At 68.1% G+C, this 13,502-nt stretch carries 9 protein-coding genes; 8 read left to right on the forward strand and 1 reads right to left on the reverse strand.

The window, feature by feature from the left end:
* The first annotated feature begins 31 nt into the window (after window positions 1-31).
* The 4 genes from DNK59_RS07260 to DNK59_RS07275 all read left to right on the forward strand — a co-directional run bounded on the left by DNK59_RS07260 (window position 32) and on the right by DNK59_RS07275 (window position 6,837).
* On the forward strand, window positions 32-1,915 hold the full coding sequence (locus DNK59_RS07260; protein ID WP_110722977.1) for a feruloyl-CoA synthase: 1,884 nt from the start codon (window positions 32-34) through the stop codon (window positions 1,913-1,915).
* Complete coding sequence (locus tag DNK59_RS07265; protein WP_110722748.1) at window positions 1,912-3,153, forward strand: thiolase family protein; 1,242 nt, start codon at window positions 1,912-1,914, stop codon at window positions 3,151-3,153. Before DNK59_RS07260 ends, DNK59_RS07265 begins: the two co-directional genes overlap by 4 nt.
* 57 nt (window positions 3,154-3,210) lie before the next feature.
* Window positions 3,211-4,965, forward strand: a complete 1,755-nt coding sequence (locus tag DNK59_RS07270) for an acyl-CoA dehydrogenase family protein (RefSeq protein WP_110722749.1) — start codon at window positions 3,211-3,213, stop codon at window positions 4,963-4,965.
* A gap of 549 nt (window positions 4,966-5,514) precedes the next feature.
* Window positions 5,515-6,837, forward strand: a complete 1,323-nt coding sequence (locus DNK59_RS07275) for an MFS transporter (RefSeq protein ID WP_110722750.1) — start codon at window positions 5,515-5,517, stop codon at window positions 6,835-6,837.
* A 34-nt stretch (window positions 6,838-6,871) separates the two neighbouring features.
* Here the strand turns inward: DNK59_RS07275 and DNK59_RS07280 are convergent, their stop codons facing one another.
* Window positions 6,872-7,768 (reverse strand): LysR family transcriptional regulator, encoded by an 897-nt coding sequence (locus DNK59_RS07280; RefSeq protein ID WP_092314047.1) that lies wholly within the window; start codon window positions 7,766-7,768, stop codon window positions 6,872-6,874.
* 115 nt (window positions 7,769-7,883) lie between these two features.
* Between DNK59_RS07280 and mdlC the strand changes: the two genes are divergently transcribed.
* The 4 genes from mdlC (at window position 7,884) to DNK59_RS07300 (ending at window position 13,467) form a co-directional block, all read left to right on the forward strand.
* Window positions 7,884-9,470: a benzoylformate decarboxylase gene (gene mdlC, locus DNK59_RS07285; protein ID WP_110722751.1), complete on the forward strand. Its 1,587-nt coding sequence runs from the start codon at window positions 7,884-7,886 to the stop codon at window positions 9,468-9,470.
* Window positions 9,471-9,553: 83 nt separating this feature from the next.
* Complete coding sequence (locus tag DNK59_RS07290) at window positions 9,554-10,987, forward strand: MFS transporter (protein ID WP_110722752.1); 1,434 nt, start codon at window positions 9,554-9,556, stop codon at window positions 10,985-10,987.
* Window positions 10,984-11,907 (forward strand): ketopantoate reductase family protein, encoded by a 924-nt coding sequence (locus tag DNK59_RS07295; protein WP_110722753.1) that lies wholly within the window; start codon window positions 10,984-10,986, stop codon window positions 11,905-11,907. The genes DNK59_RS07290 and DNK59_RS07295 overlap by 4 nt, the downstream gene beginning before the upstream one ends.
* Before the next feature lie 84 nt (window positions 11,908-11,991).
* The gene (locus DNK59_RS07300) at window positions 11,992-13,467 is read left to right on the forward strand and encodes an aldehyde dehydrogenase family protein (RefSeq protein ID WP_110722754.1); all 1,476 of its coding nucleotides are present in this window, start codon (window positions 11,992-11,994) and stop codon (window positions 13,465-13,467) included.
* The last annotated feature ends 35 nt before the right edge of the window (window positions 13,468-13,502 follow it).

Raw genomic sequence — 13,502 nt, forward strand, 5'->3', positions numbered from 1 at the left:
GCGCTGGCGTGCCTTGATGGAGGACATGTACGTGAGTTCCGAATTCAGAGCGCCACTTTCATCCGTGGCCGAGCCGCCGCGTTATCGCCAGGTGTCGATTGGCCGGCCAGCGGTGGCCGTCAGCGAGGAGCAGGGCGTGTTGCACATGCGTTCCCTGGAACCCCTGGCGCCCTTGCCCGATCGCTTGCTCGATCGTCTGGTGCACTGGGCCCGGGTGCGCCCCGAGCAAACCTTCATTGCCGCCCGCGAGGCGGGCGGCGACTGGCGCCGGGTCAGCTATGGGCAAATGCTCGACAGCGTGCGCGGCATTGCCCAGAGCCTCTTGAGCTACGGCCTGTCGGCGGACAAACCGCTGGCGCTGCTCTCGGGCAATGACATCGAACACCTGCAACTGGCCCTGGGCGCGATGTACGCCGGGATTCCCTACTGCCCGGTGTCGCCGGCCTATTCGTTGTTGTCCCAGGACTTTGCCAAGCTGCGTCACGTCTGCGACCTGTTGCAGCCGGGGTTGGTGTTTGTCAGCGACGCCAGCGCCTACCAGCGGGCCATCGACGCGGTGCTGCCGCCCGAGACGCCGCTGATCACCGTGCGTGGCCAGGTGCCGGGGCGGCGCCAGGCGAGTTTTGCCAGCCTGCTGGCCGAGCCCGCTGGCGCCGAGGCCGATGCGGCCTTTGCCGCCACCGGCCCGGACAGCATTGCCAAGTTTCTCTTCACCTCGGGCTCGACCAAGCTGCCCAAGGCGGTGATCACCACCCAGCGCATGCTCTGCGCCAACCAGCAGATGCTGTTGCAGACCTTTCCGGTGTTCGGTGAACAGCCGCCAGTGCTGGTGGACTGGCTGCCGTGGAACCACACCTTCGGCGGCAGCCATAACGTTGGCATCGTGCTTTACAACGGCGGCAGTTTTTACCTCGACGAGGGCAAGCCCACGGCCCAGGGCTTCGCCGAAACCTTGCGCAACCTCAAGGAGATCTCGCCCACCGCCTACCTGACCGTGCCCAAGGGCTGGGAGGAATTGGTCAACGCCCTGGAGCAGGATGCCGAGTTGCGCGAGTGCTTCTTCAAGCGCATGAGCCTGTTCTTCTTCGCCGCTGCCGGGCTCTCGCAAAGCGTCTGGGATCGCCTGGACCGGGTGGCCGAGCAGCACTGCGGCGAACGCATCCGCATGATGGCCGGGCTGGGCATGACCGAGGCCGCGCCGTCCTGCACCTTCACCACCGGGCCGCTGTCGATGGCCGGTTACATCGGCCTGCCGGCGCCGGGTTGCGAAGTGCGCCTGGTGCCGGTGGCCGGCAAGCTCGAAGGGCGTTTTCGCGGGCCGCACATCATGCCCGGCTACTGGCGCGCGGCGCAGCAGACCGCCGAGGTGTTCGACGCCCAGGGCTACTACTGCTCGGGGGATGCGCTCAAGCTCGCCGACCCCCAGGACCCGCAACTGGGGCTGATGTTCGACGGGCGCATCGCCGAGGATTTCAAGTTATCGTCCGGGGTGTTTGTCAGCGTCGGCCCGCTGCGCAATCGCGCGGTGCTGGAAGGTTCGCCCTATGTCCAGGACCTGGTGGTGGCCGCACCCGACCGCGAGTGTCTCGGAGCCCTGGTGTTCCCGCGCCTGTATGAATGCCGGCGACTGTCGGGGCTGGGCGCCGAGGCCAGCGATGCCCAGGTGCTGGCCAGCGCGCCGGTGCGCCAGTGGTTCGGCGACTGGTTGCAGCGCCTGAACCGCGAGGCCAGCGGCAATGCCAGCCGCCTGGAGTGGATCGCCCTGCAAGTGGAGCCGGCGTCCATCGACCGCGGGGAAATCACCGACAAGGGCTCGATCAACCAGCGCGCAGTGTTGCAGTGGCGCGCCGAACAGGTCGAGAACCTGTATCGCGGCCGCGAGCCGTTGATCCTGCGCTCCGGGCCCAAGCCATGAGTGGCGGCGGGCAGTACAGCGAGTTTGCCGATGTGGCGATCCTGGAGGCGTTGCGCACGCCCTGGGTCGACCTTGGCGGGGATCTGGCCGAGATCTCGCCGATCGATCTGGGGATCAAGGTCGGGCGCGAGGTTCTGCTGCGCGCCGGCATCGATGCCCGGGCGGTGGACAGCGTATTGGCCGGGTCCATGGCCCAGGCCAGTTTCGACGCCTACCTGCTGCCCCGGCACATCGGCCTGTACAGCGGCGTCAGGCAGGCGGTGCCGGCCCTGGGGGTGCAGCGCATCTGCGCCACCGGTTTCGAGCTGCTGCGTCAGGCGGCTGAGCAACTGCGCGGCGAGGTGCAGCTGGCGCTATGCGTGGCCAGTGAATCGATGTCGCGCAACCCGATTGCCGCCTACACCCATCGCGGCGGCTTTCGCCTGGGGGCGGCGGTGCAGTTCAAGGACTTTTTATGGGAGGCGCTGTACGACCCGGCGCCGGGGCTGGACATGATCGCCACCGCCGACCATCTGGCGCGGCGTTATGGCCTGACCCGCGAAGCCGTGGATGAATACGCCTGTGCCAGCCACCAGCGGGCCCTGGCCACCCAGGAGGCAGGTTGGTTCGCGGCGGAAATCGTCGCCGTGAGCCAGCAGACCTTCGAGCTCGACGGCTATCAAGCGCGCGGCATCCGCCTGCCGCGGGGTGTCGAGACGGTCAGCCAGGACAGCCATCCGCGCCCCAGCGAGCGGTCTGCCCTGGCGCGACTGCGGCCGATCCACGAGGGCGGGGTGCAGACCGCTGGCAACAGCTGCGCGGTGGTTGATGGTGCGGCGGCGGCCCTGGTCGGGCGGGCCTCAACTTGCCGCGCCAGGCCCCTGGCGCTGTTGCGGGCCAGTGCCGTGGTCGGGGTGGCGCCGGAGTGCATGGGCATCGGCCCGGCTCCGGCGATCCGCTTGCTGCTACAGCGCAGCGGCCTGAGCCTGGAGCAGATCGGCCGCATTGAAATCAACGAAGCTCAGGCGGCCCAGGTGCTGGCCGTGGCCCGCGAGCTGGAACTGGACAGTGATCGGCTGAATGCCCGGGGCGGCTCCCTGGCCCTGGGCCACCCGTTGGCCGCCAGCGGCCTGCGCCTGGTGCTGACCCTGGCCCGGCAACTGCGCGAGCACAACCTGCGCTACGGCATCGCCGCTGCCTGCGTGGGAGGCGGCCAGGGCATGGCGCTGCTGATCGAAAACCCGGCCTGGCGCGCCTGAGGTTCACCGCCCGCCGCTCCCCGGCGGGCCTTTTTTTCCATCCGATGAGGTGTCCCCATGTGGAGCTACCAGGCGCCGCTGCGCGATATGCAATTTGTCCTTGAACACTGGCTGGAGGCGCCCGAAGCGTGGCGCCGGAACCCGGCGTTCGCGGCGCTGGACCTGCCCCTGGCGCTGCAGGTGCTGGAGGAGGCTGCGCGTTTCAGCCAGGGCGTGCTGGCCCCGCTGAACGCCAGTGGCGACCGCCAGGGCTGCCAGTGGGTGGACGGGCAGGTCAGCACCCCGCAGGGTTTTGCCCAGGCTTATCGGGCCTATGTCGAGGGCGGCTGGCCGGCCCTGGCCTGCGCCGAAGCCCTGGGTGGCCAGGGCCTGCCGCAGCTGCTGGACGCGGCGCTGCAAGAGATGCTCTACGCCAGCAACCATGCCTGGGCCATGTACACCGGCATCGCCCACGGCGCCTACCTGTGCCTCAAGACCCATGGCGCGCCCTGGCTCCAGGAGCGCTACTTGCCCGGGATCATCAGCGGCGCAAGCCTGCCCACCATGTGCCTGACCGAGCCCCAGGCCGGCAGTGATGTCGGCCTGCTGCGCTGTCGGGCCGAGCCGCAAGCCGATGGCAGCTATCGCCTGAGCGGCAGCAAGTTGTTCATCTCCGGTGGCGAGCACGACCTCACTGACAACATCCTGCACCTGGTGCTGGCCCGGTTGCCGGACGCGCCCGAGGGCAGCCGGGGGATCTCGCTGTTCCTGGTGCCCAAGCGCCTGGAGCAGGGCCAGGACAACGGCGTGCGCTGCGACGGCATCGAGCACAAGATGGGCATCAAGGGCAGCGCCACCTGTGCCCTGGTGTTCGAGGCGGCCCAGGGCTGGTTGGTGGGCGAGGCCCACCGCGGCCTGGCGGCGATGTTCGTGATGATGAATTCGGCGCGCCTGCACGTTGGCCTGCAAGGCCTGGGGCATGTCGAAGCGGCCTGGCAGAACGCCCGGGACTACGCCGGCGAGCGCCAGCAGATGCGGGCGCCATTGCGGCCCGCCGGTGTCGCCGCCCAGGTCGCCGACCCGATTCGCTACCACCCGGCCATGCGCCGTGTGCTGCTGGAGTTGCGCGCCACCAGCGAAGGCCTGCGGGCCATCGGCTACTGGGCCGCGCACCTGCTGGATCAAGCCGAGCACCACCCCGAACCCCAGGGTCGGCGCCAGGCCGATCAGCTGGCACAACTGCTGACGCCGATCATCAAGGCGTTCTTTACCGAGCAGGGCTTTCGTCAGGCCAGCAACGCCTTGCAGGTCTTCGGCGGCTACGGCTACGTCGCCGAGTTCGCCATCGAGCAGACCCTGCGCGACAGTCGCATCGCCATGATCTACGAAGGCAGCAACGAGATTCAGGCCAACGACCTGCTGTTGCGCAAGGTGCTGGGGGATGGCGGGCAGGGCTTCGCGCTGCTGCTTGAGCAACTGCGCGATGAGGCCGGGCAGGGCGCCGCCGTAGCCGAATGCGCGGGCTTTGCCCGGCCGTTGGCGGATCTGGCCGAGGCGTTGCAGGCATTGCTGGCCGAGGTGCAACAGTGGGCGCTGGAGGATGCCGAGTACCCGTATCGCGCGGCGGGGGATTTTCTCGCCTTGTGTGGCCTGAGCCTGTTGGCGCTGGCCTGGGCCCGGGCGGCCCGGGTGTCGCGCAGGCTGGCCGAGAGCGACCCGCTGCGGGGGGCCAAGCTTGCGACGGCGGGGTTCTTTTTCAGCTACCTGTTGCCCCAGGTCGAACAGCGAATGACGGCGGTACGCAGCGCCCGGGAGGAGTTGGCCTTTATCTGAGGTGATGCAGGATATTGGATCCAATATTGTGGCGAGGGAGCTTGCTCCCGCTGGGGTGCGCAGCGCCCCCCATCTGCGGCCTCCGAGCGTTTTCAGGCCCGGCGCGCCAGCAGTCTTTGCGCTGGCTGCGCCATCGAACGGGAGCAAGCTCCCTCGCCACAGGCATGCTTGGCAGTGAGCCTGGTGGTGGGGCTCAGCGCGTGCCTGAACGGTGCTGGTCGATAATCGCCCGCTAATCCTGGTGCCTTTTCGGGCACCTAAGCATTTGATCCCTATGGAAATTAACCCCGAGCATGGTGGGCCTGGGGCCCTTTGCTCAGCCATTTCAACCCGTTCGTCTCTTGTTATTGGATCCATTAGGCGTTTTATTGGCGGCCTGGCGATGGCAGGAGCCCTCCTGACCGTCCGTAATAAAAACAACAAAAAGGGTTTCGTCATGAATGTCTTATCGACGGCGTGCAGCCGCCTGGCTGGCGCGCGCTGGCTGTCTGTGTGCACAGGTTCGCTGGCTGTTGCGCTTCGGCTCGTGGCCGAATGGCAGGTGCGTCCATGAACCACGATCTCAAGCAACGGCTCGAACAGGGGCCGATGGGCGCCTTCCAGTGCCTGGCGATCGGCATCTGCATCGTCCTCAACATGATCGACGGCTTCGATGTGCTGGTGATGGCCTTCACCGCCGCCTCGGTGTCCGCCGAGTGGCAACTCAACGGTGCGCAGATCGGCCTGCTGCTCAGTGCCGGGTTGTTCGGCATGGCCGGCGGTTCGCTGTTTATCGCGCCCTGGGCCGACCGCTTCGGCCGCCGGCCACTGATTCTGGGCTGCCTGTTGCTGTCCGGTGTCGGCATGCTGCTTTCGGCCATCAGCCACAGCCCGTTGCAACTGGCGCTGTTGCGCGGCCTCACCGGGCTGGGCATCGGTGGCATCCTGGCCAGCAGCAATGTGATCGCCGCCGAATACGCCAGCCGCCGCTGGCGCGGGCTGGCGGTGAGCCTGCAATCCACCGGCTATGCCCTGGGGGCGACCCTGGGCGGTTTGCTGGCGGTGTGGCTGCTGAGCCATTGGGGCTGGCGCTCGGTGTTTGTGTTTGGTGGCATCGTCACCTTGCTGGTGATCCCCCTGGTGCTGCTCTGGCTCCCTGAATCCCTGGACTTTCTCCTGGCCCGGCGCCCGGCCGATGCGCTGTTGCGGGTCAATCGCCTGGCCCGGCGCATGGGGCACCCGCCGCTGGCGCGGCTGCCCGCCGCGGAGCTGCGCGAGGAGGGCGCCGGCAGCGGCTTCGGCCAGCTGTTTGCCGGGCCGATGCGGCGCACCACGCTGCTGATCTGGCTGCTGTTTTTCCTGGTGATGTTCGGCTTCTACTTCGTCATGAGCTGGACCCCAAAACTGCTGGTGGCCGCCGGGCTTTCGGCGCAGCAGGGGATCACCGGCGGGGTGCTGCTGAGTGTCGGCGGGATCTTCGGCGCGGCGCTGATCGGCGGCTTGTCTTCGCGCTGGCCGCTGACCCGGGTGCTGTCGCTGTTCATGCTGCTCACCGCCGGGCTCCTGGTGCTGTTTGTCGGCAGTGCCTCGTCGATTGCCGCGGCCCTGGGCCTGGGGCTGCTGATCGGGCTGTTCGCCAACGGCTGCGTGGCCGGGCTCTATGCCTTGTCGCCGGCGGTCTACGACGCTTCGGTGCGGGCGACCGGGGTCGGTTGGGGGATCGGCATCGGGCGCATTGGCGCGATTGTCTCGCCCACGGTGGCCGGGGTGCTGCTGGATGCTGGCTGGCAGCCGCTGCACCTGTACGGGGTGTTTGCCGTGGTGTTCGTGCTGGCGGCGGCTTGCCTGTTGTTGCTGCGACCGGCGCCGCAGAGGCAGGCGGCCCTGGCCTAGGGCCGCGGAGCTGGAGGCGCCTGCGGGCGCCGCTTCAAGACTGGCCGTCGATGATTGCCGCGGCCACGGTCTGGCGGAACCAGGTCAGGGCGGCGGAGCTGTCGCTGTTGGGGTGCCAGTGCAGGGACACCTCGAACTCCCCCACGGGGAACGGCAGTTCCAGCTGCCGCAGGCCGCCTTCGAGGGTGAACAGGCGGGCGATCTGCGCCGGCAGCACCGCCAGCAGGTCGGTGCCGGGCAGGACTTTGGGCAGCACCGAGAAGTGCGGCACCTGCAGGCTGATGCGGCGCTTGGCGTTCATCTGCTTGAGCACGTCCTCGACGTTGCCGTGGCCGCTGGTGCGGGTCACGGCGATGTGCCGCTCGGCGAGAAACTGTTCCAGGCTCAGGTGCTGGCCGATGCGCGGGTGGCGGTCGCTGAGCAGGCACACGTAGCGCTCGCGGATCAGTACCTGGCTGCGGGTGCCGGTCAGGGGCTTGCGGCAGATCAGCGCGTCGACCTTGGCGCTGCCGAGCCATTCTCCGGCCTGATCCACCTGCAGCGGCAGGACTTCGACTTCGGCCTCCGGTGCCTGCTGGTTCAGGCGCGCCAGGATCAGCGGCAGAAAGCCCATTTCGCCGAGATCCGAGAGGGCGATGCGAAAGCGCCGCTCGGTGGTCGCCGGGTCGAAGCGCCGGGTGCTGTGTACGGTGTTTTCGATCCGCGTCAGGGATTCGCGCAGCGGCGGGTACAGCTCATCGGCCAGTTGGCTGGGCTGGATGCCGTCGCGGCTGCGGCTGAACAGGCCGTCGTCGAACAGCTCCCGCAGCCGCGCCAGGGCGTAGCTGACCGAGGGCTGGGTGACGAACAGGCGCTCGGCGGCCAGGGTCACGCTGCGGGCTTCGTAGAGGGTGACGAAGGTGCGGATCAGGTTCAGATCGATGTGGCTCATGCTGCCTCATGGATATAGATGGATCTTATTTTAGATAGAAATAGTATCGATTTGATCAATTTAGGCGCGGCTGCAAGAGTAACCCAAATTCTAAAAAGCAGCGGCCAAGGTCCTTATGAAAACCGTCCATAGCGCTTCCTATGACATCCTCCGGCAACACGGCCTGACCACGGTGTTTGGCAACCCGGGTTCCAACGAACTGCCCTTTCTCAAGGGCTTTCCCGAAGACTTCCGCTACATTCTCGGCCTGCATGAAGGCGCGGTGGTCGGCATGGCCGACGGCTTCGCCCTGGCCAGCGGCCAGCCGGCCTTCGTCAACCTGCATGCGGCGGCCGGCACCGGCAACGGCATGGGCGCTTTGACCAATGCCTGGTACTCCCACAGCCCGCTGGTGATCACCGCCGGCCAGCAGGTGCGCTCGATGATCGGCGTCGAGGCCATGCTGGCCAACGTCGATGCGCCGCAGTTGCCCAAGCCGCTGGTCAAGTGGAGCCATGAACCGGCTTGCGCCGAGGATGTGCCCCGAGCCTTGAGCCAGGCCATCCACATGGCCAGTCAGGCACCCAAGGGCCCGGTGTACCTGTCGATTCCCTATGACGATTGGGCCCGTCCGGCGCCGGCCGGGGTCGAGCACCTGGCCCGGCGCCGGGTGGCCAGCGCCGGGTTGCCCACGGCGGCGCAATTGCGCCATCTGGCGCAGCGTCTGGTGGCGGCGCGCAACCCGGTGCTGGTGCTGGGGCCGGATGTGGATGGCAGCCAGAGCAATCACCTGGCGGTGCAACTGGCGGAAAGACTCGGCATGCCTGCCTGGGTCGCGCCGTCCGCCTCCCGTTGCCCGTTCCCGACCCGCCATCCGAGCTTTCGCGGGGTGCTGCCGGCGGCCATCGCCGGCATCAGCCGCTGCCTGGCGGAGCATGATCTGATCCTGGTGGTGGGTGCCCCGGTGTTCCGTTATCACCAGTTCGCCCCGGGGGACTACCTGCCCGAGGGTACCGAGCTGCTGCACATCACTTGCGACCCTGGCGAAGCGGCGCGCGCGCCGATGGGCGATGCGCTGGTGGGGGGCATCGCCGAAACCTTGCAGGCCCTGGTCGGGGCGCTGCCGGAGTGCGACCGGCCACAGCCGGCGGCCTTGCCGGCACCGGCGCCGGTGGAGGAAAGCGGCGGCCTGCTGCGCCCGGAAACCGTGTTCGATGTGATCAACGAGCTGGCGCCCAAGGACGCGATCTATGTCAAGGAATCCACCTCCACCGTCGGCGCCTTCTGGCAGCGGGTGGAGATGCGCGAGCCCGGCAGCTACTACTTCCCGGCGGCTGGCGGCCTGGGCTTCGGCCTGCCGGCGGCGGTGGGGGTGCAACTGGCCCGGCCCGAGCGGCGGGTGATCGGGATTATCGGCGACGGCTCGGCCAACTACGGCATCACCGCGTTGTGGACCGCCGCCCAGTACCAGATCCCGGTGGTATTCATCATTCTCAAGAACGGCACTTACGGCGCCTTGCGCTGGTTCGCCGAGGTCCTGCAGGTCGATGACGCGCCGGGACTGGACGTGCCCGGCCTGGACTTCTGTGCCATCGGCCGCGGCTATGGCGTGCACTCGGTGCAGGCCAACACCCGCGAGGAGTTCGCCGAGACCCTGGGCATGGCCCTGGCGGGCCAGCGCCCGGTACTGATCGAGGTGCCGACCCTGACCATCGAACCCTGAAGACGGCCTTGTCGCCGGGCCTGGCGACAAGGCCTTGCCAACCGCAACCTGCGGACTCACCAGAAGAATAAAAAGAGGTGGCTATGAACACGACTTCGGTTACAGCAGCGATCGATCATGCGCCCCAAACGGCGCGTTCGACTTCCAACCACGCCGACATCGGCACCTTGCTCGACCATGGCCCCTTCACCGGCATGCAGAAGCTGGTGGTGCTCCTGGCCGCGCTGTCCATCGTCATGGACGGCTTCGACGGCCAGCTGATCGGTTTTGCCATTCCGCTGATGATCAAGGAGTGGGGCATCACCCGCGAGGCGTTCGCCCCGGCGGTGGCGGCCGGGCTGATCGGCATGGGCATCGGCAGCGCCTGTGCCGGGCTGTTCGCCGACCGTTTCGGCCGGCGCATGGCGGTCATCGCCAGCGTGTTTGTGTTCGGCGCGGCCACCTGCGCCATTGGCCTGGCGCCCAATGCGCTGGCGGTGGCGGTGCTGCGCTTCATCGCCGGGCTGGGCATCGGTGGCGCGCTGCCCAGCGCGACCACGGTGACCGCCGAATTCACCCCGGCGCGGCGGCGCACCCTGGCGGTGACCGCGACCATTGTCTGCGTGCCCCTGGGCGGGATGCTGGCGGGGTTGTTCGCGTCCCAGGTGTTGCCGCTGTATGGCTGGCGCACCCTGTTCTTCATCGGTGGCAGCCTGCCCATGGTGCTGGGGCTGGTGTTGTTGGCGACCCTGCCGGAGTCGCCGCGCTTTCTGGCGCGCCGGCCGCAGCGCTGGGGGGAGTTGAACGCTCTGCTGGGGCGCATGGGCCGGCCCATGGCTGAGGGGGTGAGCTACAGCGATGCCCTGGAGCAGCAGAGCGAGAAGCAGGGCGGTTTCCGCGCCTTGTTCGCCCGGGGCTACGGCCGCGACACCCTGGCCCTCTGGGTGGCCTTCTTCATGTGCCTGACCGCGGTCTACAGCGCCTTCAGCTGGCTGCCGACCATGCTCCTGGCCGAGGGCCTGGAGCTGGCGGTGGCCGGGTCCGGGTTGACCGCCTACAACCTCGGCGGGGTCATCGGCGCGCTGGTCTGTGCGCTGGCCATCACCCGCTGGGGCTCGTTCTGGCCGTTGCTGATCTGCTGCGCCGGCGGCGCGGCCAGTGCCTTTGTATTGCAGGGGGTGGATATCCATCAGCACACCGGTTTGCTGATCTTCGGCTTCGGCGTGCACGGCCTGTTCGTCAATGCGGTGCAGTCCACCATGTACGCGCTGTGCGCCTTCATCTACCCCACTGGCGTGCGCGCCACCGGCACCGCTTCGGCCCTGGCCTTCGGGCGCCTGGGGGCGATCCTCAGTGCCTTCGCCGGCGCCCTGGTGATCACCCGCGGCGGCGCCGTGGGCTACCTGACGCTACTGGGCTCGGTGATGCTCATGGCCTTGCTCGCGCTGCTGATCGTGCGCCGGCACATCCCCCGGCGCCTGCCGGGCCAGGCAGAAACGCAGTCCTTGAAACAGCCAGTCAATCAGGAGGTTCGATGAACATCACCATTCTCGGCGCGGGCGCCATGGGTTCGCTGTTTGGCGGCCTGCTGGCGGAAAGCGGGCAGCAGGTGACGCTGCTGGACATCAATGACGCGCATCTGGCGGCCATCCAGCGCGACGGCCTGTTGCTGGCCACCGATCAGGGTGAGCGGCGCATCAGGGGGCTGAACGCCTGTCGCCCGGAACAGGCCCGCGGGCACCCGGAGCTGTTGCTGGTGTTCACCAAAACCCTGCACACCGACAGTGCCTTGCGCAGTGTTGCCGGGCATATCGCCGGGCACACCCGGGTGCTGACCCTGCAGAACGGCCTGGGCAACGCCGAGGCCCTGTCGCGGCATGTGGCCCCGCAGCAGGTGTTGATCGGCATGACCAACTGGCCGGCCGACCTGCTCGGCCCGGGGCAGGTGCAATCCCATGGCCAGGGCATGGTCCGGGTGCTGGCCCTCGACGAGGCCGAGCGCCAGGCCAGCGCTGAAGTGGCGGCGGTACTGGACGCGGCCGGGCTCAACTGCGCGGTGGACCCCGAGGTCTGGACCTCGATCTGGGAGAAGGTCGCCTTCAATGCCGCCTTGAACAGCCTGTGCGCGGCCACCGGCTGCACCGTGGGCCAGTTGGGCGCGGCGCCGGAAGGTGTGGCGCTGGCCCGGGCCATCGTCATGGAGGTGGTGGCTGTGGCTGGCTCCCAGGGAATAGTGCTGGATGCCCAGCGCTGCCTGGACAGCGTGGCCTTTGCCATGGACAACCATCGCGGCCACAAGCCCTCGATGCTGCAGGACGTGCTGGCCGGACGGCCCACGGAGATCGGCGCGATCAATGGCCAGGTCGTGGCCCGGGCGCGGGAAGCAGGGGTGGCGGTGCCCCATACCGAAACCCTGCTTGGCCTGCTGCGGCTGATCGAGCAACGCGCTGCCGTGTAGGAGCCAGCTCGTGCACGAGCCGGCGCCGGCGGTTTTGCGGGCGATGTATCGGTTTATGAATGCTGTTCCATGAGGAGATTGTTCATGAGTGAAACCAACGCGGTCTATCGCGACCTGCATCTGCAACCCATCGCCGGGCAGTGGCGCGCCGGAGCCGCCGGCAAGACCCTGGCGGTGACCAATCCGTTCGATGGCGCGCTGTTGCTGGAAGTGGCCCAGGCCAACCGCAGCGACCTGGATGCGGCCTATGCCAAGGCCGCCCAGGTGCAGCCGCAATGGGCGGCCCTGGGGCCGTCGCAGCGGGCGGCGGTGCTGCACCGGGCGGTGGCGATTTTCGATCGGCGCCAGGAGGAAATCGTCGACTGGATCATCCGCGAATCCGGCAGCACGCGGATCAAGGCCCTGGCCGAGTGGGGCGCGGCGCGGGCCATTACCCTGGAGTCGGCGTCGTTCCCGGCGCGGGTCCACGGGCGGATTGTCGAGTCCGATGTGCCGGGCAAGGAAAGCCGGGTCTACCGCAGTGCCCTGGGGGTGGTGGGGGTGATCAGCCCGTGGAACTTTCCGCTGCACCTGACCCAGCGTTCCATCGCCCCGGCCCTGGCCCTGGGCAACGCGGTGGTGGTCAAGCCGGCCAGCGATACCCCGGTGTGCGGCGGCCTGCTGCTGGCCAGGATCTTCGAGGAAGCGGGGCTGCCTGCGGGGCTGTTCAGCGTGGTGGTGGGGGCCGGCAGCGAGATCGGCGATGCCTTTGTCGAGCACCCGGTGCCGGCGTTGATCACCTTCACCGGCTCGACCCCGGTGGGGCGCGGTATCGGCCGTATCGCCAGTGGTGGCGAGCATCTCAAGCACGTGGCCCTGGAGCTGGGGGGCAACAGCCCGTTCGTGGTACTCGACGATGCCGACCTGGAGCAGGCGGTGAATGCCGCGGTGTTTGGCAAGTTCCTGCACCAGGGGCAGATCTGCATGGCGATCAACCGGATCATCGTTGATCAGTCGCGGTATGACGCCTTTGCCGAACGCTTCGTGGCCCGGGTCAAGCAGCTCAAGGTGGGCGATCCGCAAGCGTTGGACACGGTGATCGGCCCGGTGATCAACGCCCGTCAGTTGCAGGGCCTGCAGGACAAGATCGCCCTGGCCCGCGAGCAGGGCGCCGAGCCGCTGTACGAGGGCGGGGTGAACGGCAATCTGCTGGCGCCCCATGTCTACGGCGAGGTGCGGGCCGACATGGACCTGGCACGCCATGAAATCTTCGGCCCGCTGGTGGGGCTGCTGCGCGCACGGGACGAAGCCCACGCCCTGGAACTGGCCAATGCCAGCGAGTTCGGCCTGTCCAGCGCGGTGTTCACTGGCAGCCTGGAGCGCGGAGTGAACTTCGCCCGCCAGGTGCGCGCGGGCATGACCCACATCAACGATGTGCCGGTGAACGATGAGGCCAACGCGCCTTTCGGCGGCGAGAAGAACTCCGGGCTGGGGCGCTTCAACGGCGACTGGGCGATCGACGAGTTCACGCGCGACCACTGGATCAGCGTGCAACACCGGCCGCGTCAGTATCCCTTCTGACGGGCTGACCTGAGCAACCCCCCGGCCGCCCTGGC

Origin of the sequence: Pseudomonas sp. TKO26 (assembly GCF_003225665.1) — a bacterium.
Taxonomy (GTDB): Bacteria; Pseudomonadota; Gammaproteobacteria; order Pseudomonadales; family Pseudomonadaceae; genus Aquipseudomonas; species Aquipseudomonas saponiphila.

What these genes read in the sequence shown, in the direction of transcription:
- DNK59_RS07265 (WP_110722748.1), top strand. Translation starts at nt 1,912, where the DNA reads ATGAGTGGCGGCGGGCAGTACAGCGAGTTTGCCGATGTGGCGATCCTG.
- DNK59_RS07270 (WP_110722749.1), top strand. Translation starts at nt 3,211, where the DNA reads ATGTGGAGCTACCAGGCGCCGCTGCGCGATATGCAATTTGTCCTTGAA.
- DNK59_RS07275 (WP_110722750.1), top strand. Translation starts at nt 5,515, where the DNA reads ATGAACCACGATCTCAAGCAACGGCTCGAACAGGGGCCGATGGGCGCC.
- DNK59_RS07280 (WP_092314047.1), bottom strand. Translation starts at nt 7,768, where the DNA reads ATGAGCCACATCGATCTGAACCTGATCCGCACCTTCGTCACCCTCTAC.
- mdlC (WP_110722751.1), top strand. Translation starts at nt 7,884, where the DNA reads ATGAAAACCGTCCATAGCGCTTCCTATGACATCCTCCGGCAACACGGC.
- DNK59_RS07290 (WP_110722752.1), top strand. Translation starts at nt 9,554, where the DNA reads ATGAACACGACTTCGGTTACAGCAGCGATCGATCATGCGCCCCAAACG.
- DNK59_RS07295 (WP_110722753.1), top strand. Translation starts at nt 10,984, where the DNA reads ATGAACATCACCATTCTCGGCGCGGGCGCCATGGGTTCGCTGTTTGGC.
- DNK59_RS07300 (WP_110722754.1), top strand. Translation starts at nt 11,992, where the DNA reads ATGAGTGAAACCAACGCGGTCTATCGCGACCTGCATCTGCAACCCATC.